This is a genomic window from Bacillus sp. S3 (genome assembly GCF_005154805.1).
Lineage (GTDB): Bacteria > Bacillota > Bacilli > Bacillales > Cytobacillaceae > Neobacillus.
Window position 1 is genome coordinate 1,661,190 of the sequence record NZ_CP039727.1, and the last position, 23,584, is coordinate 1,684,773.

The window sequence follows — 23,584 nt, forward strand, 5'->3', positions numbered from 1 at the left end:
GATGACGCGAAATAGAAAGGGTGTAATAGTAATCCTATCAGGAAGCTTGCTCGCAGCTGCATTTTTATTTTACATGATAAAAATATATGTCATGAAGGATGCAGTTCTCATCCTTTCCACCTTGATAGCCGGTTATCCTATTGTCAAAAAAGCATGGCAATCCGTTAGGATGAGGGCCTCTAGCATTGAACTGCTGGTCACGATTGCCGTGGCAGGGGCACTGATGATAGGTGAATATGTGGAATCAGCAGCGGTTACTTTTTTATTTATATTTGGAGCCTATCTTGAAGCGCATACGCTTGAAAAAACTCGGAGGTCATTAAAATCTCTCATGGATATGGCCCCGCTAAAAGCCACAGTGAAAAGAGAGGGGAAATCAGTCAGTATTCCAGCGGAAGAAGTAAAAATAGGAGATCTTGTTCTAGTCCCTTCTGGAGAAAAAATTGCTGTCGACGGAATCGTCGTTTCTGGGCAGGCTTTGCTAAATGAAGCAGCCATCACAGGTGAGTCTGTTCCAGCCAGCAAACAAAAAAATGATCATGTATTCAGTGGAACTATCGTAGATAGCGGATATATCGAAGTGATAGCTGAAAGGGTTGGGGAAGATACCACTTTTGCCAAAATCATCGAGCTTGTGGAAGAGGCCCAAGAATCAAAGGCTAAAACCCAGAAATTCCTTGAGAAGTTTGCAAACTTTTATACACCGGTAATACTCGTCCTATCGGTCATGGTCTATTTCTTCACAAAGGATATCGAATTAACGCTGACCTTCCTGGTGATTGCCTGTCCGGGTGCCTTAGTCATTTCTGCACCAGTATCGATTGTTGCAGGAATCGGTAATGGCGCAAATAGCGGCATACTGATCAAGGGTGGAGAGGTGATGGAGAAATTATCCAAAATAGATGTCGTTTTATTTGATAAAACTGGAACACTTACTAAAGGACAGCCTGAAGTGACAGCCATTCAAGCCTATGGAATGGAGGAAGAGGAATTATTAACGATGGCAGCAGAGGCAGAGGTTATTTCCGAACACCATTTAGGCAAGACCATTGTAAGAGAAGCCAAAAGCAGGGGAATAAGACTTATTAATCGGCCGGATGATGTTGAGGTCATCAAAGGGCATGGTATTAAAGCAACTATTAAAGGGAAAAAGGTGATGATCGGAAACAGAAAATGGATGAAGGAAAATCAAATACGTATTTCTTATGATGTAGAGTCATACGCTGTGGGGCAAGAGAAAAAGGGAAATACAGCAGTGTTTACTGCAATAAACAATCACATTATCGGGGTAATTTCGGTTGCCGATCGAATACGAGCTGAGGCCGCAGATACAATTCAGCATCTGAAGCAAATCGGAGTAAAACAAATATTTATGCTAACAGGTGATAACCTGCACACGGCAAAGACCGTGGCCAATCAGCTAGGAATTGACCAAGTTTATGCTGAACTTCTCCCCGAAGAAAAGGTAGAGAAGGTAAAACAATTACAGCAGCAAGGATTTAAAATTGCGATGGTTGGGGATGGCATCAATGATGCACCGGCCATTGCAATGGCCGATATTGGCATTGCAATGGGTGGTTCAGGGACCGATGCAGTGATGGAAACAGCCGATATGATTATTATTGCGGATAGGTTAGAAAAGCTGATTCATGGATATAAATTAGCAAAAGCAACTGTCAGCAATATGAAGCAAAATATGTTCTTTGCTGTGGCTACCGTTATGATTTTATTAGCAGGAGTATTATCGAAGAATATTTTTCTAGCATCTGGTATGTTCATTCATGAGTTTAGTGTTCTAATGGTCATATTAAATGCCCTTAGACTTGTGGGATATAATAAAGATAAAGGCAGGTTGTATAGGGAGGAGAAGCAAAATGAATCAGTGTCGGCACCAACCGCTTAATGGAACTAGTGTAAAAAAACTCTGTATTTCGTTAGTACCGATTTTTAACCATTTACAAGATGATGATATGTTTGAAATTGCAAAAACAAGCCAAAGCAAGACTTATCAAAAGGGGGAGATCATATTTGAAGCAGGGGACGCTTCCGATTATCTATATATTGTTCATAAGGGTCAGGTAAAAATATACCGGTTAACCGAATCCGGAAAAGATCAGCTGATCCGAATTATGTGTCCGGGGGATTTTATGGGCGAGCTCTCTCTTTTTACAAAGGAATCCTTAACTAATTATGCTGAAGCCATGAAACAAACTGAACTTTGTGTCATTCATAAATCTGATTTGCGGAAAATTTTATTAACAAAGCCAGAAATATCATTAAAAATTCTCGAGGTTTTTAGCAGTCGGTTAGATGAAGCGGAAAAGGCAATTGAAAGATTTCACACACAGGATGCTGAAAAAAGAATTGCCTCATATCTTATTGACTTAGTTCATAAAACTCACCCAAAATTATCCCCAGAAAATAAGGCTATAGAAATTACCCTGCCAATGAGTAAACGAGACCTCGCTTCATATATAGGAATGACCCAAGAAACATTAAGCAGAAGGCTATCCTCGTTTCAGGAGCTTGGCTGGATTGAACAAACCGGACAAAGAAAGCTCAATATCATGGAGTTAAAAATGGTGATGAAAATTGCAACAGAATAATAGTTAACTGCCAGGGAGATGCTTGAGAGCTTAAAGCATCCCTTTTGTCATGTCCGAGATAATTTTGAACATTTTATGAATTATGGATAAATGAATGGTTATTCATTCACTTCTGCGCAAAGTTCGACATTTCTCGATTATGCCGCATGATATATTTTAGCCAATAGAGAAACAAAGGAGTGGATGATGTATGGCTGTAAAAGAAAAAGTAATACAAGAAAAGCAGGTAGTTTCAGCAATGATTGATACATTAGCAAATAACGCTTCCAAGGCACTTGGAGAATTTCGCAGTTTTAATCAGGAAATGATCGATGAGATTGTAAAACAGATCGCTTTAACAGCACTTGAAAACCATAGATATCTAGCAAAGCTGGCGGTAGAAGAAACTAAGCGAGGGGTTTATGAGGATAAGGTTTTCAAAAATATGTTTGCTACTGAATGTATTTATAACAACATAAGGGATATGAAAACAGTTGGCATCATAAGTGAAAATGAAAATGAGGGTATGGTTGAGATGGCCGAGCCTGTCGGTGTGATAGCGGGAATTATCCCGGTTACTAACCCAACCTCAACGGTTATCTTTAAATCGTTAATTTCTCTTAAAACAAGAAATCCAATTATTTTTGCTTTCCCGCGTTATGCTCAAAAATGCTGCACTGTAACAGCTGATCTGTTAAGGGATGCAGCAAGAAAAGCTGGCGCTCCCGAGAACTGTATCCAGTGGATAGAAATCCCTTCCCATGAAGCCTTTCAAACCTTGATGAAGCATCCCAAGATCTCTCTCATCCTTGCAACAGGCGGACCAAACCTAGTAACTGCTGCTTATAGTTCAGGAAAACCGGCACTTGGTGTCGGCGCTGGGAATGTTCCTTGTTATTTCGAAAAAACCGCCGATATTAAACGAGCTGTCAACGACCTAATCTTATCAAAAACTTTTGACAACGGCATGATTTGTGCATCTGAACAAGCACTCATTATTGATAATGAGATTTATGACGAAGTACGGCAGGAATTAGTGACAAACAACTGTTATTTCTTAAACGAGGAAGAGCGGCAGATGGTCGAGCGGATTGCTATCGATCCAAAATACGCAGCACTTAATCCTTTGATTGTCGGTTTACCTGCATATACGATTGCCAAAATGGCAGGATTAAATGTTCCGATAAATACAAAAATCCTTATTGCAGAGTTAGATGGTGTAGGGCCAAACTATCCGCTCTCTTGTGAAAAATTAAGTCCACTTTTAGCCTGCTATAAGGTTAATAGTTTTTCAGAAGGGCTCTTAATAGCTGAGGAAACACTAGAATACGGTGGATTAGGACACTCCGCGGCGATTCATACTGCTGACCAAAATTTAGTTGATATATTTGCATTGCGGATGAAAGCAGGCCGGATTATTGTCAATACACCATCAACACATGGGGCAATCGGGGATATTTATAACACATCATTACCGTCGTTAACAATTGGATGTGGCACTTATGGAGGGAACTCGGTGTCACAGAATGTGGGAGCAGCAAATTTAATCAATATCAAAAAAGTAGCAAAAAGGAGAAATATGATCCAATGGTTTAAAGTGCCATCACAGATTTTTTTTGAGAAAAATTCCATCCAAATGCTTTCGCAGATTCCAGGAATCTCAAAAGCATTTATAGTTACAAGCGGAAGCTCGATAAAAAATGGCTATCTTGGCAAGGTCAGCTACTATCTTCAAAAGAATGGCAGTAATATTCAGTGTGAATATTTTTCAGATATTGAACCCGAGCCAAGTATTGAAACCGTTATGACTGGCGCAGAAAGAATGAGAAGGTTCCAGCCTGATTGTATCATTGCACTTGGCGGTGGTTCGGTAATGGATGCTGCAAAAGCAATGTGGTTATTTTATGAGCATCCTGATACAGATTTCTATAGCCTTACTCAAAAGTTCTTTGATCCGACTAAAAGAGTGGTTTCATTCCCAATGCTTCGCGGAAAAGCAAAATTCATAGCCATTCCAACTACTTCCGGAACTGGTTCAGAGGTAACGGCCTTTTCGGTAATAACTGATAAAAAGACCAATTTGAAATACCCATTGGCAGATTTCCAACTGACACCCGATGTGGCAATTATAGATTCGCAGTTTGTCATGACTGTCCCGAGGCATGTTACTGCTGACACTGGGATGGATGTTTTAACCCATGCAATTGAGGCATATGTTTCGGTTTTGGCAAATGATTATACGGACGGATTGGCACTTAAAGCTATTGAACTAGTGTTTAAGTATTTACCAAGGGCTTATAGAGATGGCAGTGATGAACAGGCACGTGAAAAAATGCACAATGCCTCAACAATTGCCGGAATGGCCTTTGCTAACTCATTCTTGGGTATCAATCACAGCCTTGCCCATGTCCTGGGGGCTGAGTTTAATATCCCGCATGGACGTGCCAATGCCATCCTTTTACCGCATGTAATTCGGTATAATGCAGCAAAACCAAATAAATTTATGACAAATCCTAAATACGACCACTTTATTGCGGATGAGCGCTATGCAGAAATTGCAAAAATGCTGGGACTTCCTGCAAGCTCAACTGAGGAAGGAATTAAGAGTTTAATAAAGGCGGTTATTGCCTTGGCCAAAGAATTGGATATTCCAATGAGCATCCAAGCAAACGGGGTGAATAAAGAAAAATTCGAGAGCAAACTAGGCGTCCTTGCCGAACATGCTTTTGATGATCAGGATACGATTGCAAATCCAAAACAGCCTTATATTAGTGAACTTGCCGAAATATACCGCCAGGCTTATCTTGGTGTATAAGTCTACAAAAAGTTAAAATCAGTCCCAGAACCCTGAGACTAACTCTTCCAAAATAACATAATTTAGGTGATTACAACTTTTTTCAAAAAAAAATAAGGAGGGATTAATATGGTATATCAGAAAAAACCATGGTTAAAGTTTTATGATCCTAGAATTAGCAATGATGTATCAATCGAATACGAGTCATTATTTGATCTATTGAATCAAGCCGCCAATATTCATAATGACAAACCTGCTTTATCATTTTTTGGGAAAACATGGAGCTATAATGAAGCCAGAACGATTTCTGAATGGATGGCTGCTTCACTATATCGTGTGGGCCTTCATAAAGGAGATCGGATCGCAATCATGCTTCCAAACTGCCCACATTATATATTTAGTCTATTTGCTGCATTCCGATTAGGCGGGATTGCCGTTCAGGTAAACCCTATGTATGTCGAAAGGGAAATTGAATATGTCCTGAATGATTCCGGGGCGGAGTACATAGTTGTATTCGAAGCCCTTTACCCTAGAATCAAGCAGGTTCAGGCAAAGACATCATTAAAAAAGGTTATTGTTGTAGGGTTTGGAGGAAATAAAACTCCACTTGCAGATGGAGATATTTATTTTGAAGAGTTTTTAACCCATGACAATGTAATCCCTGAAATTCCAATTAATATAAATGAGGATGTGGCTATTTTACAATATACGGGAGGAACAACGGGTGTCGCTAAAGGTGTTATGCTTACACATCATAACTTATTGGCTAATATTATCCAGGTATGCGATTTTACCTATAATGCTGTCGAGGAGAAACCGGAAAACTTTAAAATTGTTAGTGTTTTGCCAATGTTTCATGTTTATGGTCTCTCCTGTAATGCACTTTCTGGAATTAGAATAGGCTGTAATCAGCTGATTTTGCCACGATTCGATGTCAATGAAATATTAGAACTCGTTAAACGAGAGAAACCATTCCAAATGACAGCGGTACCAACAATGATAATTGCATTGAATAGTCATCCTGATTTGGAGGAAAGCAGCATCGGAAATATTTTTTATTTGAACAGCGGCGGCGCTCCACTTCCGGTTGAACAGGTAAAATCGTTTGAAAAAAGAGCAGGTACAAGATTGTCAGACGGGTACGGATTATCCGAAACTGCCCCATCCGCGATTTCCACACCGCCATTTCTTCCGCGTAAATTAGGTAGTGTTGGTATTCCACTCCCGGGAACAGAGGCAAGGATCGTGGAGGAAACTTCGGAAGGATTTATTGATGTACCTGTCGGAGAAGCAGGAGAGTTGATCCTCCGCGGGCCGCAGGTAATGAAAGGATACTGGAAACGTCCTAGAGATACTGAAATGGTCTTGAGAGACGGCTGGCTGTTTACTGGGGATATTGCCAAAATGGATGAGGATGGATATTTTTATATTTTGGACAGAAAGAAGGATCTTATAATTGCCAGCGGTTACAATGTTTACCCTCGTGAGATTGAAGAGGTACTGTATCAGCATGAAGCAGTGGAAGAAGCTATTGTAATCGGGGTTCCTGACTCATATCGGGGAGAAACTGTAAAGGCATTTGTTAAGTTAAAGCAAGGGACTGCTGCAGCGCCGGAAAAACTTATTGAATTTGCAAAGGTAAATCTTGCACCATATAAGGTGCCGAAAGAAATTGTAATACTGGATGATCTTCCAAAGTCTTCAGTTGGAAAACTATTAAGAAGAATGTTACGTAAAGAACAAGAAAAAACTCAAGTATGAAATACACCTCTAGAACCTGCATTAGTGCTAAAGACTAATCTCTACAATCTACCTCATAGAAAATCACAACATAAAAACACCCTGTTTAAAATGAATTTTATCAAGTTTATCGGACGTTTGGAAAGGATGCGAGAAAAATGACTGGAAAAAAGGATAATGAAAAAGCTGAGGAAGAGTTATTGGAAATTAGTGTGGAAGTGCCCGTGGAAGAGACAGCTGAGACACTAGCTGAAAATGAAGAACAGCTTACGAGCCTAGACCTTCTTTGGAAGCACGCGTTCGGGGAATTAGATGAATGGTCGAAGCGCGCCGATTTTCGGGATGAAGTATTTTTGAAAGAAGCCAATCTATTTGCTGAAAGTGTGCGGCGTAATCAAGGAAACACGGTACAACTTGCTGCCCAATTTTATCAGGAATTTTCTGCATGGGAAAAAACAGCAAGGGAAGAATTTTTAATGTCAACCACCAGTTTGCAGCATTTTTTCCCTTTTAAATCTTATGAAGATATAAATGCACAGATAGACCAAATTCAAGAAAGGACATTAACGATTCTCGCAGCACCTTGTCAAAAGATAGTCAGCACCGTGTCTATGGATAAATATCTTGAAATGATTGATCAATATATTGCCCTTCGTAAAAAAGGCAGAGAGCAATATATAAAAACAGTAAAACAAGCAGGATCCTTAATTTACGAAAATCAGAGGAGCTTTGTTAATCTTTTTGCTAAACAAATTAAAACGTTAATGTTTCCGCTAAATAAATACTTGGAAAAAAGTGAAGAACTTACAAAATCTTAATACTTAAGGGGTGGAGCGGAATGGCAAAGGATAAAACATATGATCCATTGGACGGGGTCAAGCGGGTAAGCGAAATGTGGGAAAAACAACTAAATGGTTTGTTATATATGATGACTGACAATAATGAGTTCGTTAAGCTACTAAAAGCAGGCACAGAAAGCCATGCGCGGCACATGGAGCTTTTAAGAAAAAATCAGGAGCTTATGGCTGGTGTAATGAATTTCCCGACGAAAAAAGATGTTGCTAATGTAGCAAAGCTGTCGATCCAGGCTGAAGAAAAGATTGACATTTTAGAAGAGCAACTTTGGAATTTACAGGACAGCATTGGTTTATTAAATAAAGAAAATCTTGAGGTGTTCCAAGAAGTGGTGAATGTTGCCAAGCAGATGAAGAATGAATTCCAAAAAGTGACATTAGAAATAAGAGAAACAAAAAAAATTCAAACTGAGTTAATGCAAGAGATTACTCAACTGTCCGATATTAAAGCGGAACTTGCCGCTCTGAAAGGTTTGATCCAAAAAGGGAAGGCAAAAGAAAAAGAAAAGACAAAAGAAAAAGAAAAAGCAAAAGAGAAGGATAAAGAGCTAGTTTTTACTGGTGCTGGTACTTCTAAATCATAATGAAGGGAGCATAGAACGAAATGAGCGTAAAGGCATCAGTTATGAAGTATATTCAACAAATTGACATAGATAAGGAAACCGCAAGATGGAATCGGGTCTATAAAGTATTAACGGAACCAAAACCAGATATTGTGCCGACACCAAGAGAGATTATTTGGAAAAGGAATAAATCTACCTTATATTATCACCCGGCGAAAGAAAAAAAATATCAAATCCCATTGTTCTTGGTCTACTCATTATTAAATAAACCATATATTTTAGATGTCGGGGAAGGAAGCAGTGTCGTTGGAGGCCTGACAGAACGTGGATACGACGTTTATTTCCTGGATTGGGGCTCGCCCGGCTATGAAGATCGAGATATTACCTTGGATAATTATATCCTGGATTATTTAGAAAACGCTGTAAAGCGGGCAGTCCGACATTCAGGAGCCATGGAAATTTCCATGATAGGATATTGTTTAGGCGGGACAATTTCAGCAATCCTTACTTCCATTACGAATATACCGATAAAAAACTTAATTCTTGCCACAGTGCCGATTGATTTTAGTGTTGGGATTGTCCCTGATAAATGGTTAAAAGGGCTTCAAAAAGGACTTATTAATTTTGATCGGTTTTCAGATGTGTATGGTGTTATTCCTTCAGAGTATATGTATCTCATGTTTAGAGGGCTCTCACCAGTCTATATGAGTCCTTGGATTAATCTAATTTCCCGTGCCCATGATGCGGACTATGTTGAAAAGTGGCGAAGAATGGACAAATGGACAAAAGACACTGCTTCATTTGCAGGTGCATCCTTCAAGCAATTATTTAATGATTTCTATAAAGATAACAAGCTATTGAAGGGAGAGCTTACGATTGGCGGCAGGAAAGTAGATTTAAAGAATATTACCTGCCCGGTTTTTGTTTTTTCCACTTCAAGGGACACACTAGTATTGGAGCAGCAAAGCCTGCCGATTATGGATATGATTTCAAGTGAAGATAAAACCTATGAGGTATTTGAAGGCGGTCATGTTTCACTAGCGCTAACAGGAATGTTTGCCATTTTTGCTGATAAATGGCTTGCAACACGGTCAAATGAAGTTGAAAAAGCACCAGTATAATGGGAAGAAACAAACATAAAATGATGGACGGGAAGATGGATGGGGGTCCAATTCTTCCCGAAAAGGTAATTTACACAGCTGTTTTTTGCTGAGTGAGGAATCTCCTTAACAGGAGGTTAAACCGGTCTTTTGCTTCCAGTTTGGCAAGGTGGCCGGTATTCCTCATAATGATGAATTCAGAATGTGGTATCAGTTTATGCATGCATGCCTGAATCCAGACAGGCAAAACAGAGTCATATTGTCCACCTATAATTAGAGTTGGAACATTAATTGTAGGCAGTAAAGACCGATTATTAACTTCAAGACACATTTTCAATGATTCAAGGAAAATTGGATGTTTGGGCCGGAAATAATGACAAAATATCTCCATCATATCCTTATTCCAGGAGTAAAGTGCCATGCGTCCGAGGAATTCCGCTTGTTTTCCTGCAGCTGAAACGGACTCAAACTTTTTTTTGCGGTTCTTAAATAATAGACCCTTAAGCTTCTTAGGGAAAAAGTGGAATGTACTAACCAACATGAGTGAACGACAATGGTCGGGAGACTGACGATAGATTTCCTGTGCAACGGCTCCGCCCATTGACAGCCCTAGGATGTGAGCGTTTTCAATCTTTAGCTCCTTTAACAATCCAATCAAGTCAGAGGCGAAGTTTTGAATTGATATACCATCCGTTTTTTCACATTCCCCATGACCGCGTAAATCAGGAATAATCAACTCAAACTGATCCGCTAATTCAAATTGGTTTTGCCACCCTTCCTTTACTTCACCTAAGCCATGAATTAGAACCAATGGTTCCCCGTTACCAAAATGCAAGTAAGGCACCCCTGATTTACTAACGCTAGCCTTTTCCATTTTACACCACCTTGTCATTTTTATTTAGTTTATATCCAAGTTCACTAAATTGTAAACATATAAATACTAATAATATCTATATTTATTTTACATATTGACAAAATATTACTTATAGGTGTAAAATACATGTAGGTGAGGTGATAAAGATATGGTAAACCAAGAAAATAAATCAGTCAATCCATCAAAAAATTTTGTGTTGCCATTTATTTTATTGCTTCTTAGCAGAGTTTCTCTTCATGGGTATGAACTAAGCCAAAAGCTGGAGACATTCGGATTTAAGGCTCTCGACCAAGGGAACTTATATAGGATGCTAAGACAGTTGGAAAAGGATGAACTTGTTTCATCAGAATGGGATACAACAGGCAGTGGTCCGGCCAAAAGAAGATATTCTATAACTAAAGCGGGTGTTACATACTTAAAAGGCTATGCCAATCAGCTAGAAACCTATCAATCAATCCTAGACCAATTCTTCAAGATGTATTCCAGTTTTCTTGAGCTCTATATTCCTTCTTTCCATAAGAAGGATCCAATAGAGAAAGTAAATAAGAATAGGAGGAGGAAGGACGATGGCTCAGAAGAAAAGTGAAACGGCTCTTGCTGCTGATGAAAAAAAGATTCCGGCAGCAGAAGAAACGGTAATCGTAGGTTCATTTGTAACTACATTCTGGGATCAGTATGAGCAATCACGCGAAAGGAGAGAGCAGCTTCGGGAAAACCGTGAGGATGCCTACATTAATGCGCTAAGAGAGGTCATTAAGTTCAATAAGCAGTATCGAAAATCCATCGCCAAATTGTATGATCAGACGAAAAAAACAAACAAGGATGCGATGTCTGAACTGATGCATCAATTTAAAGCAGTCGAAGAAGAGGTGAAAGAAGAACCTGCATACACAAATGATCGCGAAGAACTCAAGAACCAACTAAAAGAGGTTTCAGGACAATTAGAGAAATTGGCACTTACACCAATACGATCCATATTCCAAATCATCGATCAATTAGAAGATAATTTTGAAAAAAATGCAGAATCACGTGTAGCCTACGCTCGTGAACGGAGAAATGCTTGGCTCGCAGTTCGCAAGGAATATGTTAGGAAAGCAAGAAATACACATCTAAACCTTGTAGAACGCGGCAAAAGTAGTTTTAAAGAACTAGTAAAAACGCAATAACCTCAAATTTTAGAATAAGGGGAATTAGCAGCATTGTTTAACATAAAAGTCCAATATCAAAGGTAAAACCACATTCTCTATTATAAAGAGAGTGTGGTTTTTTTATTTCATTAATATAGAAAGCGATTCGGATGGGAATAATCGACTAAAGTAATAGGGAAATACTTTATTTATTATTGGAAATGTGGCATCATTAATTGGCCGGATTTTATTTTTTGAGAAGTAAGGAGATATTTTAACATGGATTTACTAATGCTTATTAAAGCAATTATTTTAGGTTTAGTAGAAGGTTTAACAGAGTTTGCGCCCGTATCTTCAACCGGACATATGATTATTGTCGATGATATGTGGCTGAAATCTGAAACGTTTTTAACAAAGCACGGGGCTAACACCTTTAAAGTGGTCATTCAGCTTGGTTCCATTCTTGCAGTTGTCGTTACATTTAAAGACCGGTTTATTAACTTGTTAAGTCTAGGACGGTTTAGTAAGCAAACAGTTGGCAGTGGTAGCCGCCTAAAATTATCACAAATTTTTGTAGGATTAATTCCTGCGGGCGTCCTTGGCGTCCTGTTTAATGATTATATTGATGACCACCTATTTTCCACTGGTACTGTTCTAATTGGTTTAGTAATTGGCGCCGTATTTATGATTCTTGCTGATCTGATCGGCCCAAGGAATCCAAAAACCAAAACAGTTGATCAAATTTCGTATGGACAAGCATTGGCGGTAGGTCTTTTTCAATGTTTTTCCCTTTGGCCTGGGTTCTCACGGTCTGGTTCGACTATATCAGGAGGGGTATTAATGGGGATGAGCCATCGTGCAGCCGCTGACTTTACCTTTATTATGGCGGTACCGATAATGGCCGGGGCAAGTTTTCTTTCCTTATTGAAAAACTGGGAATATATGACGATGGATGCGCTGCCGATCTTTATCGCTGGCTTTATTAGTGCCTTTATTTTTGCGCTGCTTTCCATACGATTTTTCTTAAAACTAATCAATAAAATAAAACTATTACCATTTGCAATTTATCGAATTGTATTAGCTTTAATCATCTATTTTGTTTTCTTCTAATCAAAACGGGCAATTCCTATTTTAGGAACTGCCTTTTTTTATTGAGACTGATGTCCCATATAAGTGGAAAACGGCATGTACCCATTCCCTTTCCTTTTGGATAAATACCTGTTTCCAGTGTGAGAGGAGCCTATACCATCAGGTTTGAATAGAATATTTTAAAATAAGGGAATTATTCGCAGCAAATGAAAGGAGGGAAACTCATGGAAATGAATCGAAGTGGACAGTGTATTTGTCACGAAATGGAACAACTTCTTGAAGAACAGAAAAAGCTGTCTTTTGAAGGATTTCGTTTCATTTGTGAAAAGTTTGGATTTGACACCATTCCATTTATACTTTCAAATGGGAAATGTCCATTTGAAACTTTTGGGATTACAAGGTATGGGAAGTTTTTTACTACACAAGTTTTTAGGTTAGAAGACGTTGATTCAAGACATTGTTGTGCTACATTATCACTTTTAATGCCGGTTGATATGGATGGTTGCCCTGTGGAGTTATGTGATGATGTGTATTCGCTGATAAAAACCGATATCTGTTTAATTGTAGATCTAAGCTGTTTTTGTACGATTCAGCCGTTATCCCCCAAATTAGTTAATCGAGAGCTGCCCATTATCGAACCAAAATGTTAGTAATTAAGAAATGAGGGACTGTTTTTACTTGTTTTAGCGGCAGACCCTCATTTTATTACCTCTTCAAAGCATTAAACAGGATAAACATCCTTAAAGGCTGCAAGTCCAGATTCACAAGATTGGGCTTATTCTTTTTTTCAAATCTTCCTAATATGGATATGTGTCTATCGCACATTTTTATCTAGGTGAATAGGATATATGGAAATCCAAAAAGGAGGTAATGTTAATGTCTGGTGCAGCAGGTGGCTATGGCGGCGGATTTGCCCTACTAGTCGTTTTGTTTATTTTGTTAATTATTATCGGAGCTTCTTGGGGTTACGGATTCTATTAATATAAAAGAGGAGGAAATTAAATGTTTGGTTATGGTGGATATGGCGGCTACGGCTATGGTGGTTGTGGCTACGGCGGATTTGGATTTGGCGGCGGTTTCGCATTAATCGTTGTATTGTTTATCCTTTTAATTATTGTCGGTGCAGCTTGCTTTAGATGGTAATTAGAAAAGCTCCAGCACTAAGGGTGCTGGAGCTTTTCAGTATTGGAATATCATTAAATCTCATACATTACACTAGTACAAGTTGTTCTGTGTTGGTCAATGTACCCCAAACAATTTGTTCCACTTCAGAACCTTCTAATGTCTCTTTCTTTAATAATGCATCAACCAATTGCTGATACTGATCTTGATGGGCTTTGATCAGCATCTCAGCCTTTTCTAAGCTTTTTGCAAACAGTTCCTGCATTTTTGTTTCTTTATCCTGTTTATTGAATGTCAAGGTAAAACCATCTTGAAGCATTCCGGTATCAACCATTTGCTCTATGATTTGTTTTGCCTGCTGTACATCACCGCTAACACCAATACTGTGTTCGCCAAGAAGCATTCTCTCAGCAACTCCGCCTGCTAATATCATGGCAACACGATCCAGAAGGTCAGAGGTTGTCGATAAATGCAATTCTTTTGGAATTGGTGCAACATAACCAAGCGCTTCACCGCGAGGGATGATTGTAGCTTTTCTAACTGAACCGGGCCTTGTTAATGAGGCGACAATCGCATGGCCGGCTTCGTGGATGGCGACCCTCCGTTTTGTATCAACATCCTGTAAAGAACGTGAAGTGCTTCCTAGTATGGTACGGTCAAGAGCATAATCAAGGTCTTGTTTTTGAATGTGTTCCTGTCCATTTCGAACAGCTCGTCTGCTTGCAGTTTCAAAAAGGGACTGAAGCTCAGCGCCTGAGAATCCTGAAGTGCTTTCTGCCAGCGCGTCTAAGGATGTATGAACATCCTCTGCAAGAGATTTTCCTTTCGTATGAAGCTCGATAATTTCTCGTCTGCCCCTTGTATCAGGCAGAGGGACATGGAAGGAGAAGTCAATTCTTCCTGGACGAAGGAAGGCCTCATCAAGCATATCTTTCCTGTTTGTTGCGGCAATAAATAAAATTCCATCATTGGAATGACCGCCATCAAGCTGGACGAGAAGTTCCGTTAATGTTTTTTCTGCTTCCTCACCGCCATGGGCTTTTCTTTTACCGGCAAGTGCATCGACTTCATCGATGAAAATAACAGCAGGACCTTGCTTTCGTGCTGCTTGGAATAAAGAACGTACCCTACTTGCTCCTACACCAACAAATAGTTCATTAAACGCGCTTCCGCTGGCAGAGAAGAAAGCTGCATTTAATTCCCGAGCGATTGCTTGTGCTAATAAGGTTTTACCTGTTCCGGGTGGTCCGTATAACAGAATTCCTTTTGGTGGTTTAATGCCTAGCTTAGCAGATCGCTCAGGCTCTTTTAGGGTTGAAAGTGTTTGTAATATTTCTTCCTTCATTTCATCACCGAGGCCGCCGACATCTTCTAAACTGATTGTCGGCAGTGGGCGTGACTTGGCAACACTATTTTTCATGGAGTTATGAAGTCCGAATCCGCCCTTAGATTTTTGAAGGGCAAAGGCAGCACCTGCTAATAAAAGGATGATTCCGCCCATAATCCATTTCCCATAACGACTGCTAGTTGAATAGGAATAGTCGATATTATATTTTTCTACCAGTTTATCAATCATGTCGCTATTAGGCGGAACATGGGAAATGAATTCGGTTTCTCCAGCCTTTATATACAGGCTGCCATCAGCTCGTTCAGTGAGAATAACAGGGTCGCCATTCTGAGCTTGGATGGTTTTCTCCACCGAAGAGAATGGGATGGATACCTCCGAATTTGATGTTTGGATATACCAAGCGATTCCTGCCATAATTAATATAAACGCTGCGAACAGCGGAATAAACTTTGAAACTATTTTTTTACTTTGATTCATTTATTTCATCTCCTCTAACAGAGTTAACTCTATTATAAATTAACTTCCAGAAAAATGGATGTGGGAATCGGTGGAAGGATAAAAACACACCTTCAGTAAATCGAAAGTGTGTTCCTAATTCTATGATAATAAACGAAGATGGGGAATAATGGGCATTAACACACTTTGGGCGAGGACTCCAAAACTTACTCCCATGCTTGATGATTTATCCCATTTAAATACATGGACTTTTTCATCTTTGCCTTCATACAAAAATAATAACTGCTTTCCTTCTTCTGCAATGCCAATCTTACTATAGGTAACGTTATTTTGCTGTAGAACAATTTCGAATGCTTTGTGCAATAAGGCTAAGGTTTGATCATCAATTTTATTAAGTTCCATAATTCCTCCTAGGGCATCTATTTTTAAATACGATTACCATCATTATAGTATTTTACCGGAGGAGTTTAAAGAAAAAATCCGTGTCCATTCATTGGCCGATAAGAAAACTTTCTTATCAGGCATAAGTGCAACTACGCCTCTGTCTTCGCCAATCGGCGAGTTTTCTTTAAAATATTGCAAAGTTGCCGTTTGCGAGATAAGATTTAAGTTATGGAAAAAATTTTTTGATTGTTATAAGAGAGGAAGACAAGATGGGTAAAAATTTTAGAGAAGACGTTTTATCACGCAGGACATTCGCCATTATTTCCCACCCGGATGCTGGTAAAACGACACTTACGGAAAAATTATTATTATTTGGCGGAGCGATTCGCGATGCAGGTACAGTTAAAGCAAAGAAAACTGGTAAATTCGCTACAAGTGACTGGATGGAAATTGAAAAGCAGCGTGGAATTTCAGTCACATCCAGTGTTATGCAATTTGACTATGATGGATTCCGAGTAAATATTTTAGATACTCCTGGTCACCAGGATTTTAGTGAGGATACTTACAGAACTTTAATGGCGGTCGATAGTGCTGTCATGATTGTCGATTCAGCGAAAGGGATCGAGGAACAAACACTCAAGCTATTTAAAGTGTGCCGGATGCGCGGCATTCCAATCTTTACGTTCATGAATAAGCTTGATCGTCAGGGGAAGGCACCTCTTGAGCTCTTAGCCGAACTAGAAGAGGTACTTGGAATTGAATCGTATCCAATGAACTGGCCAATTGGTATGGGGAAAGAATTTCTTGGTATTTATGATCGTTTCAACAATCGAGTGGAACAATTTCGAGTGAATGAGGATGAGCGGTTTATCCCATTAAATGATGATGGGGAGATTACTGGAGACCATAAGTTAAAATCTTCAGGACTGTATGATCAAACGCTTGATGAAATTATGCTGCTTAATGAAGCCGGAAATGAGTTTTCAGCCGAAAAGGTGGCTGATGGTACATTGACACCAGTATTCTTTGGAAGTGCGTTAACTAACTTTGGTGTCCAGACCTTCCTTGAGTCATACTTAAAGTTTGCGCCGCCGCCAAAGGCCCGTAATTCATCGATTGGGGAAATCAATCCACTGGGAGACCAATTTTCAGGCTTTGTTTTTAAAATTCAAGCGAACATGAATCCTGCCCACCGTGACCGTATTGCTTTTGTGCGAGTGTGCTCCGGGAAATTCGAACGGGGGATGACTGTTAATATTCCGCGCCTTGGAAAACAATTAAAGCTTTCTCAATCAACTTCATTTATGGCGGAAGAACGAAATACAGTTGATGAAGCGGTTAGCGGTGACATTATCGGTTTATACGACACAGGAACATATCAAATAGGTGATACCCTTACAACGGGTAAGGATGACTTCCAATATGAAAGATTACCGCAGTTTACTCCTGAATTATATGTAAAGGTGTCGGCTAAAAACGTGATGAAGCAAAAATCCTTTTATAAAGGCATCGAACAATTAGTCCAGGAAGGGGCCATTCAGCTCTTTAAAACCGCTAGGATGGAAGATTATTTATTAGGTGCCGTCGGACAGCTTCAGTTCGAAGTATTTGAGCACAGGATGAGAAATGAGTACAATGCAGAAGTGATAATGGAACGGATGGGTTCCAAAATTGCCCGTTGGGTTGAAAACGATACTGTGGATGAAAATTTGTCAAGTACACGCAGTCTATTGGTGAAAGACCGTTATGATAATTTTGTGTTCTTATTTGAAAACGAGTTTGCATTAAGATGGTTTCAAGAAAAAAATCCGACCGTCACACTGTACAACCCAATGGATCAGAATGAATAAAATGGGAAACACTGGAAAAGTTTCATTAACCTGGGTATTTTAGGATTGGATTGGGCATGATAAATTTGAGGGTTTCTTTCTCAAATTGCCATATAGAAGCGGGATTGTACAATGAAAAAAATGAGCAGGCTGGAAGCCGTTTTGTGGAATATTGCTTTTCCTGGTTTCACTCAATTGTTAACAGGAAATTATATTAAAGGGGTATTGTTTGTCGTTTTAGAATTTTTAATGAATGTTAATAGCCGCTTTAACCAGGCGATCATGTACAGCTTCTTAGGCGAAATCGAAAGGGCTGAAGCGGTTATTAATTACCAATGGCTTATGTTTTATCCATGTGTTTATATGTTTTCAATGTGGGATGGTTATCGCTCTGCCATGCCGGCAAATGAAAAGCACTCTTACTTACCATTTGTTTTTAGTGCTTATTTTGTTACGGTAGGTTTAATGTTATCGCCAAAAATAACGTTTTTTCAACTGCACCCTGGTCCTGTCTTTTTACCAATGCTATTTTTAATTCCCGGACTGTTAATTGGGTTTTCACTTAAATATTTATTGATTAAAAAACGTCACCATCATTAATTTTTTTAGTAGCTTCAAATCAGAGGATTCTGGTTTGAAGTTTTTTATTGGGAAAAAATTTTATTTAATCACCCCCAGAAACTATTTCATTTAATACGTACCTTTGTAATGAAAAGTTTTCGCGAACATTTTTTTGCAATCTTGGAGGCTGTTATTTTCAATTTGCATTCACCCAAAAAGTCCAAAATAACATTCGTATGTTATAATTGGTCGAATAGAGGTGAGCAAATGCTAAGTTTATTGTTTATGACCAAGAAGAAAAAAAGAACTCTAGAAGAAACGGTCCTGTTAATACAGCAAGGTGATCGCTTCTTACTTGATGAACTAATTGATGCTTATAAGCCTTTTATTGCAAAAACAGTTTCTTCCGTATGCAGACGTTATATATATGAAACCGATGATGAATTTAGCATTGGTCTTATCGCCTTTAATGAGGCTGTTGAAAAATATTCTACTGATCGCGGAAGCTCGTTATTAAGCTTTTCAGAAGTGATTATTAAAAGAAGAGTTATAGACTATATTCGCAAACAAACAAAAAATCAACATATTAGCATTGATATAACCAGTACGAGTCAAGAAGAAGAATCAGCAGGAACAGTGATCGTTAATGAGCTTTCCCTCGATGATTACTATAAAAAGAATGATGAGCAATTAAGAAAAGAAGAAATTCTTCATTTTCAAGCATTATTAACAACCTTTGATTTAAGCTTTAGTGACTTAGTGGAAAATTCTCCAAAACATGCTGATGCTCGGAAAAGCGCTATTCTTACGGCGAAAATGTTAGTCGACAACCAAGAGCTGAAAGAAATATTATTCGAAAAAAAGCGCCTTCCGATAAAACAATTAGAAAAAATGGTAAATGTCAGCAGAAAGACGATTGAACGGAACCGAAAATATATCATTGCGATTGCACTGATCTTATCAAATGATTATGTATTTATGAAGGATTATATAAAGGGGGTGCTAGATACATGAAAAAAGGAATTATAATGCAAATAGATGAGGCACATTTAACGATGTTAACCCCCGAAGGTGAGTTTTTCCGCACACGAAAGCAAAAACAAGATTATGTGATCGGTGAGGAAATTCATTTTTTTCCGATAGAAAACGTTAAAGCTTCTAATACTTTGGCATCATTAAAAAATTTGTTAACATTTAAATCGCTCTGGGCCGTAATGGCAGCCTTATTGATTTTTCTTGGCTCCTTTATCCCCATGTATCAAAATAATCGTGCGTATGCCTATATGTCGATTGATGCAAATCCAAGCATCGAGCTTGGTGTAAATAAAAAAATGCAGGTTGTAGAATTAGTTGGTTTCAATAAGGAAGGAAAAAAGGTTATTTCAGAACTAAAAGATTGGAAGAAAAAAGATATCTCTGAATTGACTAAATCCATTCTTGTCGAAATGGAAACTGCCGGTTTTATCAAAAAAGATGAACAAGTAATTATTTCTACCGTTAGGAATGATGAACCAGATGTAAAAGTTGAAAAAGATCTGCAAAAGAATATCAATGAAATTAAAGCAGCAGTGAATAAACAAAACGTAGATCTTACAGTTCTGACAGCAACTGAGAAAGAACGGGAAAAAGCACAGGAACTCGGTATTTCAACAGGAAAATACCAGGAAAATAAGAATCAGTCATCACAAAAGGGAAAAATAAAAACCAATGAGAACAAACAGGAACACCTTGCTTCACCGCCGGAAAATCCCGGGAGCAGCACTGCTCCTGGACAACTGAAAAAACAGGTGGATGGGATTGAGAATAATAATGGATTGCCTGAAGGGGAGGTCAATAGTAAAGGAAATGTAAATCCTCCCGGACAATTGAAAAAAGCAGATGAAGAACAATGGAAACGAAACGATGGGCAAATCAATAAACAATTTCAACCAAATGGCCAACAAAATAACGGCCAACAAAATAAATGGGAACAGAATCAAAAAGAGAAAGATTCAAACGAGCGAAATAAGTGGAATCAAAAAGAGATAAACCCAAACCAGGGAAATAAATGGAAACAGCAAGATAAAATGGAAAGTAATCCTAATAAACAAAAACAATGGAATCAAAAAGATCATAAAAAATAAAGCAAAGTCCGGCTGAACACCGGACTTTTTCCATGTCTATTTAATTATTCTTTCGTAAACTGGCCAGACATTTGTGCCTGAGCTTGTTGTACAAGTCTTTTCGTAATTTCGCCGCCAACAGATCCGTTTGCTCTTGATACTGTATCTGAACCTAATTGAACGCCAAATTCTTGTGCAATTTCGTATTTTACCTGATCTAAGTACTGCTCAATACCAGGAACTAATAATTTATTGCTGCTATTTGCCATTTTCGCTCAACTCCTTTTTTTTCATCCAGAGATACGAAACCCCTGTAAATGTATTATCTATTTTCCGTATCCATTTCATAAGTGGTAATGTTAGTCCAAACTGGAATATTAATCTGCTCCCTTTCCCACATCTTTGGTGGGATGCATAAAGGGGGATGCCTGAGGTTTCCTTTTACTTTCCAGAAGCTCTCGGTTTTCTGTCGTGTTCCAGCCAATATCATTTGTAGGGTGAACCCATTCGTCTCCAGCCATAATCGAAGGGTCTGTATCCTTTGACCAATTCTCTAATGGAGAATTTTCCGAGGCGTAAAAGCTGTCACCAATAGTCACACCGTGTTCGTTAACAAAGGGTGGCTGCATTTTAATCCCGGTATCTTTAAAGCTTGGTGCATTTATTTGATGCGGCATTGTTTCATTAATTGTTAATTTTTCGGAGGACTGATTATTTATTGATTTCTTCATTGCTGTTCACTCCTTTTTACTCTTATTTTCTGCGGGAAAGGTGATTTTATTTATGAAAAATAAGGAAAGGAATGATACCCGGAAAATTGATTAAAACTAAGGGTGTTCGATTAATAAATAGGAGGCTTTTCATATGGCAAAGCGTAAGGCTGAATTTGATGCAGTAACAAAATATACGAAGACACCTCATAAAAATGTACAGGAAAGTGAATTTTCAGCAGAATTTACTGATAATAATAATGCGATCCGGTTTGCAAACCGCAATTCAAAATTAGGAAAAAAGGGAAGAAGCTAAGAAAAGCGGAAGCTCCTTGGTCAGTGGCGTATGACCTGGAGCTGGCCATTTTTCAAAGCCGAAACTAATAAATCCTGATATATAAAGAAAAATAAGCCGGAGAAGTCCGGCTTATTACATTTCTGTAAACGGAAACAACTGAGTCCGGTTATTAGCCGGATCAAAATAGGCCAATAAATATGCCGGGGTTCTCTTCAGTTTCCCTGTTGTAAAATACATGCCTAAATCAAAGGATAGTTCTTCAAGCATTGTATGTTTAAATAAATCTTTTTCATCTAGATTTAGCACAAGAAATTCTTTTCCTAAAAGCTTGGGATTTTCGATTATTTGTTTATATAGTTTCGTTCGTTTATTTTTATCCAGATTTGCTTCCCACCAGGGCTTTCTAGGTTTGTATTTATGGCTTTTTAAATAATCAACCTTCATAAGACCTGCAATCACATCAAGATTTTCAACCGAAATATCTTTTAGAAAGGAAAATAATCGGCGGAATAAATCCTCTAGCTGGTGGCCGATTCTTGACCAACCACGTTCATCCCAATAGGAACCAAAGTCTTGGAAGAAATCAAATGGTGAAGCAAACACATTCGTTACTAAATATTCAACCGTTTGATCCATACGGTGATCGTTCCAATATTTTTCTAAAACATCCTCTACTTGTTTGATTCTTACAATATCAGCAAATGAAAGGACATTATTGCTTAGGATTTCATATGGAGAATGATCCATATATACATATTGATGGTTCGCGGCCTGCAGACGTACTCCTGTTCCACGAAGCATTTTTAAAAATCCTAATTGTAATTCTTCGGGTCTCATCTCAAACACATCGTTGAAAGTCTTCCGGAAAGACGAATAATCCTCTTCAGGCAGTCCGGCAATCAAATCAAGATGCTGATCAATTTTGCCGCCTTCCTTTACCATTGTTACTGTTCTGGTCAATTTTGAAAAGTTTTGTTTGCGTTTAACTAGTTCATTTGTATAGTCATTTGTTGATTGAACGCCTATTTCAAAACGGAAAAGCCCTTTTGGCGCCTCTTCATTTAAAAATTCAATGACTTCTGGCCGCATAATATCAGCCGTAATTTCAAATTGAAAAACGGTCCCGGGAAGATGTTCATCGATGAGGAAACGAAACATTTCCATCGCATAGCTTCTACTGATGTTAAAGGTCCGATCTACAAACTTAATCGTTTTTGCGCCATTTTCCATTAAATAGCGAATATCGGATTTTATCTTTTCCCTGTCAAAATATCTTACCCCGACTTCAATAGAAGACAGGCAAAACTGGCAGCTAAAAGGGCAACCCCTGCTTGTTTCGATATAGGTAACTCGTTTTCCTAGGTCAGAGATGTCCTCTGGGAAACGGTAGGGGGACGGAAGCTCTTTAAGATCCAACTTATTTAATTGGGGTGTCATCATCACTTTTCCATTTTCACGATAAGCGATTCCGTATACATTCCGATAATTTTTTGTCGTTTGGATCTCCTTCAGCAACTGCTTAAAGGTGTGTTCCCCCTCGCCCACAACAATAAAATCAACCTCTGGAGATTTTTCCATCCATTCAGCCGTATCATAGGTGACCTCGGGCCCTCCTAAAACAATCAGGATGGAGGGGTCAACTTTTTTCAGCATATTTACCACTTTTAGTGTTTCTTCAATATTCCAAATATAGCAGCTGAAACCAATTACTGTAGGTTTCGCCTGATAAAGATCTGAGACAATGTTAAGGACGGGATCTTTGATTGTATATTCTTTCATTTGAACGGTAAATTCCGGAGCGGCGTAAGCTTTTAAATAACGGATGGCAAGATTGGTATGTATAAACTTTGCATTCAAAGTAGAACAAATAACATTCATAAAATAACTCCTTTTCGATAATAAAAAGATAATTATATCTTATTTTTGACTAAAAAGGTAGCAGACAAACGTTTAAAGCAAGGGAGCATTGGAGAAGTTCTAGCATAATATATTTGCTGTTATATAACAATTCCACCCCTGTTATACAATTGGGAAGTCTGATAAATACA

The 23,584-nt window shown here is 38.6% G+C and carries 24 protein-coding genes; 18 read left to right on the top strand and 6 right to left on the bottom strand.

Annotated elements, in window-relative coordinates:
* Position 1 precedes the first annotated feature (1 nt).
* The 7 genes from FAY30_RS07980 to FAY30_RS08010 all read left to right on the top strand — a co-directional run bounded on the left by FAY30_RS07980 (position 2) and on the right by FAY30_RS08010 (position 9,657).
* Positions 2 to 1,903, top strand: a complete 1,902-nt coding sequence (locus FAY30_RS07980) for a heavy metal translocating P-type ATPase (RefSeq protein WP_190284847.1) — start codon at positions 2 to 4, stop codon at positions 1,901 to 1,903.
* On the top strand, positions 1,875 to 2,606 hold the full coding sequence (locus FAY30_RS07985; protein ID WP_149869373.1) for a Crp/Fnr family transcriptional regulator: 732 nt from the start codon (positions 1,875 to 1,877) through the stop codon (positions 2,604 to 2,606). The genes FAY30_RS07980 and FAY30_RS07985 overlap by 29 nt, the downstream gene beginning before the upstream one ends.
* Positions 2,607 to 2,796: 190 nt before the next feature.
* Positions 2,797 to 5,400, top strand: a complete 2,604-nt coding sequence (gene adhE / locus FAY30_RS07990) for a bifunctional acetaldehyde-CoA/alcohol dehydrogenase (protein ID WP_149869374.1) — start codon at positions 2,797 to 2,799, stop codon at positions 5,398 to 5,400.
* A 108-nt stretch (positions 5,401 to 5,508) separates the two neighbouring features.
* Entirely contained in the window at positions 5,509 to 7,140 is a 1,632-nt protein-coding gene (locus tag FAY30_RS07995; protein WP_149869375.1) for a long-chain-fatty-acid--CoA ligase, read from the top strand.
* Between the two features lie 137 nt (positions 7,141 to 7,277).
* Positions 7,278 to 7,937: a hypothetical protein gene (locus FAY30_RS08000; protein WP_223820922.1), complete on the top strand. Its 660-nt coding sequence runs from the start codon at positions 7,278 to 7,280 to the stop codon at positions 7,935 to 7,937.
* A gap of 74 nt (positions 7,938 to 8,011) precedes the next feature.
* Entirely contained in the window at positions 8,012 to 8,557 is a 546-nt protein-coding gene (locus FAY30_RS08005) for a polyhydroxyalkanoate biosynthesis repressor PhaR (protein ID WP_149869376.1), read from the top strand.
* 20 nt (positions 8,558 to 8,577) lie between these two features.
* Complete coding sequence (locus FAY30_RS08010) at positions 8,578 to 9,657, top strand: alpha/beta fold hydrolase (RefSeq protein ID WP_149869377.1); 1,080 nt, start codon at positions 8,578 to 8,580, stop codon at positions 9,655 to 9,657.
* Positions 9,658 to 9,727: 70 nt separating this feature from the next.
* Here the strand turns inward: FAY30_RS08010 and FAY30_RS08015 are convergent, their stop codons facing one another.
* Positions 9,728 to 10,510 carry an alpha/beta fold hydrolase gene (locus tag FAY30_RS08015; protein WP_149869378.1) on the bottom strand — a complete coding sequence of 261 codons (783 nt, stop codon included), beginning with the start codon at positions 10,508 to 10,510 and terminating at the stop codon, positions 9,728 to 9,730.
* Between the two features lie 148 nt (positions 10,511 to 10,658).
* On the opposite strand from FAY30_RS08015, the gene phaQ reads away from it, so the two are divergent.
* The 6 genes from phaQ (at position 10,659) to FAY30_RS08045 (ending at position 13,869) form a co-directional block, all read left to right on the top strand.
* Positions 10,659 to 11,096: a poly-beta-hydroxybutyrate-responsive repressor gene (gene phaQ / locus FAY30_RS08020; protein WP_149869379.1), complete on the top strand. Its 438-nt coding sequence runs from the start codon at positions 10,659 to 10,661 to the stop codon at positions 11,094 to 11,096.
* A complete protein-coding gene (locus FAY30_RS08025; RefSeq protein WP_149869380.1) occupies positions 11,077 to 11,676 on the top strand; it encodes a hypothetical protein in 600 nt (199 codons plus the stop codon). Before phaQ ends, FAY30_RS08025 begins: the two co-directional genes overlap by 20 nt.
* A 240-nt stretch (positions 11,677 to 11,916) precedes the next feature.
* The gene (locus tag FAY30_RS08030; protein ID WP_149869381.1) at positions 11,917 to 12,747 is read left to right on the top strand and encodes an undecaprenyl-diphosphate phosphatase; all 831 of its coding nucleotides are present in this window, start codon (positions 11,917 to 11,919) and stop codon (positions 12,745 to 12,747) included.
* 203 nt (positions 12,748 to 12,950) lie between these two features.
* Positions 12,951 to 13,376, top strand: a complete 426-nt coding sequence (locus tag FAY30_RS08035; protein ID WP_190284848.1) for a CotY/CotZ family spore coat protein — start codon at positions 12,951 to 12,953, stop codon at positions 13,374 to 13,376.
* Between the two features lie 226 nt (positions 13,377 to 13,602).
* Positions 13,603 to 13,707, top strand: a complete 105-nt coding sequence (locus FAY30_RS08040; RefSeq protein ID WP_074432825.1) for a YjcZ family sporulation protein — start codon at positions 13,603 to 13,605, stop codon at positions 13,705 to 13,707.
* Positions 13,708 to 13,728: 21 nt separating this feature from the next.
* A complete protein-coding gene (locus FAY30_RS08045; RefSeq protein ID WP_149869383.1) occupies positions 13,729 to 13,869 on the top strand; it encodes a YjcZ family sporulation protein in 141 nt (46 codons plus the stop codon).
* Between the two features lie 67 nt (positions 13,870 to 13,936).
* Here the strand turns inward: FAY30_RS08045 and FAY30_RS08050 are convergent, their stop codons facing one another.
* Positions 13,937 to 15,673, bottom strand: coding sequence for an AAA family ATPase (locus FAY30_RS08050; protein ID WP_149869384.1), 1,737 nt, complete (start codon positions 15,671 to 15,673; stop codon positions 13,937 to 13,939).
* Positions 15,674 to 15,793: 120 nt separating this feature from the next.
* On the bottom strand, positions 15,794 to 16,054 hold the full coding sequence (locus tag FAY30_RS08055) for a hypothetical protein (RefSeq protein WP_149869385.1): 261 nt from the start codon (positions 16,052 to 16,054) through the stop codon (positions 15,794 to 15,796).
* Between the two features lie 251 nt (positions 16,055 to 16,305).
* On the opposite strand from FAY30_RS08055, the gene FAY30_RS08060 reads away from it, so the two are divergent.
* The 4 genes from FAY30_RS08060 to FAY30_RS08075 all read left to right on the top strand — a co-directional run bounded on the left by FAY30_RS08060 (position 16,306) and on the right by FAY30_RS08075 (position 20,549).
* Entirely contained in the window at positions 16,306 to 17,886 is a 1,581-nt protein-coding gene (locus tag FAY30_RS08060) for a peptide chain release factor 3 (RefSeq protein ID WP_149869386.1), read from the top strand.
* A 111-nt stretch (positions 17,887 to 17,997) separates the two neighbouring features.
* Positions 17,998 to 18,465, top strand: coding sequence for a hypothetical protein (locus FAY30_RS08065; protein WP_149869387.1), 468 nt, complete (start codon positions 17,998 to 18,000; stop codon positions 18,463 to 18,465).
* 228 nt (positions 18,466 to 18,693) lie between these two features.
* Entirely contained in the window at positions 18,694 to 19,440 is a 747-nt protein-coding gene (sigI, locus tag FAY30_RS08070; RefSeq protein ID WP_149869388.1) for an RNA polymerase sigma factor SigI, read from the top strand.
* Positions 19,437 to 20,549 carry an anti-sigma factor domain-containing protein gene (locus tag FAY30_RS08075; protein ID WP_149869389.1) on the top strand — a complete coding sequence of 371 codons (1,113 nt, stop codon included), beginning with the start codon at positions 19,437 to 19,439 and terminating at the stop codon, positions 20,547 to 20,549. The genes sigI and FAY30_RS08075 overlap by 4 nt, the downstream gene beginning before the upstream one ends.
* Before the next feature lie 44 nt (positions 20,550 to 20,593).
* Here FAY30_RS08075 and FAY30_RS08080 read toward each other — a convergent pair whose 3' ends face one another.
* The gene (locus tag FAY30_RS08080; protein WP_149869390.1) at positions 20,594 to 20,797 is read right to left on the bottom strand and encodes an alpha/beta-type small acid-soluble spore protein; all 204 of its coding nucleotides are present in this window, start codon (positions 20,795 to 20,797) and stop codon (positions 20,594 to 20,596) included.
* Positions 20,798 to 20,905: 108 nt separating this feature from the next.
* Entirely contained in the window at positions 20,906 to 21,259 is a 354-nt protein-coding gene (locus FAY30_RS08085) for a DUF3905 domain-containing protein (RefSeq protein ID WP_149869391.1), read from the bottom strand.
* Positions 21,260 to 21,392: 133 nt separating this feature from the next.
* Between FAY30_RS08085 and FAY30_RS27110 the strand changes: the two genes are divergently transcribed.
* Positions 21,393 to 21,554, top strand: a complete 162-nt coding sequence (locus FAY30_RS27110; protein WP_190284849.1) for a hypothetical protein — start codon at positions 21,393 to 21,395, stop codon at positions 21,552 to 21,554.
* Between the two features lie 114 nt (positions 21,555 to 21,668).
* Here FAY30_RS27110 and FAY30_RS08090 read toward each other — a convergent pair whose 3' ends face one another.
* Positions 21,669 to 23,414 carry a B12-binding domain-containing radical SAM protein gene (locus FAY30_RS08090; protein WP_149869392.1) on the bottom strand — a complete coding sequence of 582 codons (1,746 nt, stop codon included), beginning with the start codon at positions 23,412 to 23,414 and terminating at the stop codon, positions 21,669 to 21,671.
* Positions 23,415 to 23,584 lie beyond the last annotated feature (170 nt).

Bases quoted from the DNA above. Each gene is read 5' to 3' on its own strand.
- FAY30_RS08025 (WP_149869380.1), top strand. From the start codon at position 11,077: ATGGCTCAGAAGAAAAGTGAAACGGCTCTTGCTGCTGATGAAAAAAAG.
- FAY30_RS08015 (WP_149869378.1), bottom strand. From the start codon at position 10,510: ATGGAAAAGGCTAGCGTTAGTAAATCAGGGGTGCCTTACTTGCATTTT.
- FAY30_RS08075 (WP_149869389.1), top strand. From the start codon at position 19,437: ATGAAAAAAGGAATTATAATGCAAATAGATGAGGCACATTTAACGATG.
- FAY30_RS08080 (WP_149869390.1), bottom strand. From the start codon at position 20,797: ATGGCAAATAGCAGCAATAAATTATTAGTTCCTGGTATTGAGCAGTAC.
- FAY30_RS08040 (WP_074432825.1), top strand. From the start codon at position 13,603: ATGTCTGGTGCAGCAGGTGGCTATGGCGGCGGATTTGCCCTACTAGTC.
- FAY30_RS08035 (WP_190284848.1), top strand. From the start codon at position 12,951: ATGGAAATGAATCGAAGTGGACAGTGTATTTGTCACGAAATGGAACAA.
- FAY30_RS07995 (WP_149869375.1), top strand. From the start codon at position 5,509: ATGGTATATCAGAAAAAACCATGGTTAAAGTTTTATGATCCTAGAATT.
- FAY30_RS08090 (WP_149869392.1), bottom strand. From the start codon at position 23,414: ATGAATGTTATTTGTTCTACTTTGAATGCAAAGTTTATACATACCAAT.
- FAY30_RS07980 (WP_190284847.1), top strand. From the start codon at position 2: ATGACGCGAAATAGAAAGGGTGTAATAGTAATCCTATCAGGAAGCTTG.
- FAY30_RS08050 (WP_149869384.1), bottom strand. From the start codon at position 15,673: ATGAATCAAAGTAAAAAAATAGTTTCAAAGTTTATTCCGCTGTTCGCA.
- FAY30_RS07985 (WP_149869373.1), top strand. From the start codon at position 1,875: ATGAATCAGTGTCGGCACCAACCGCTTAATGGAACTAGTGTAAAAAAA.
- adhE (WP_149869374.1), top strand. From the start codon at position 2,797: ATGGCTGTAAAAGAAAAAGTAATACAAGAAAAGCAGGTAGTTTCAGCA.
- FAY30_RS08030 (WP_149869381.1), top strand. From the start codon at position 11,917: ATGGATTTACTAATGCTTATTAAAGCAATTATTTTAGGTTTAGTAGAA.
- FAY30_RS08005 (WP_149869376.1), top strand. From the start codon at position 8,012: ATGTGGGAAAAACAACTAAATGGTTTGTTATATATGATGACTGACAAT.
- FAY30_RS08010 (WP_149869377.1), top strand. From the start codon at position 8,578: ATGAGCGTAAAGGCATCAGTTATGAAGTATATTCAACAAATTGACATA.
- FAY30_RS08065 (WP_149869387.1), top strand. From the start codon at position 17,998: ATGAAAAAAATGAGCAGGCTGGAAGCCGTTTTGTGGAATATTGCTTTT.
- FAY30_RS08045 (WP_149869383.1), top strand. From the start codon at position 13,729: ATGTTTGGTTATGGTGGATATGGCGGCTACGGCTATGGTGGTTGTGGC.
- phaQ (WP_149869379.1), top strand. From the start codon at position 10,659: ATGGTAAACCAAGAAAATAAATCAGTCAATCCATCAAAAAATTTTGTG.
- FAY30_RS08055 (WP_149869385.1), bottom strand. From the start codon at position 16,054: ATGGAACTTAATAAAATTGATGATCAAACCTTAGCCTTATTGCACAAA.
- FAY30_RS08000 (WP_223820922.1), top strand. From the start codon at position 7,278: ATGACTGGAAAAAAGGATAATGAAAAAGCTGAGGAAGAGTTATTGGAA.
- sigI (WP_149869388.1), top strand. From the start codon at position 18,694: ATGCTAAGTTTATTGTTTATGACCAAGAAGAAAAAAAGAACTCTAGAA.
- FAY30_RS08060 (WP_149869386.1), top strand. From the start codon at position 16,306: ATGGGTAAAAATTTTAGAGAAGACGTTTTATCACGCAGGACATTCGCC.
- FAY30_RS08085 (WP_149869391.1), bottom strand. From the start codon at position 21,259: ATGAAGAAATCAATAAATAATCAGTCCTCCGAAAAATTAACAATTAAT.
- FAY30_RS27110 (WP_190284849.1), top strand. From the start codon at position 21,393: ATGGCAAAGCGTAAGGCTGAATTTGATGCAGTAACAAAATATACGAAG.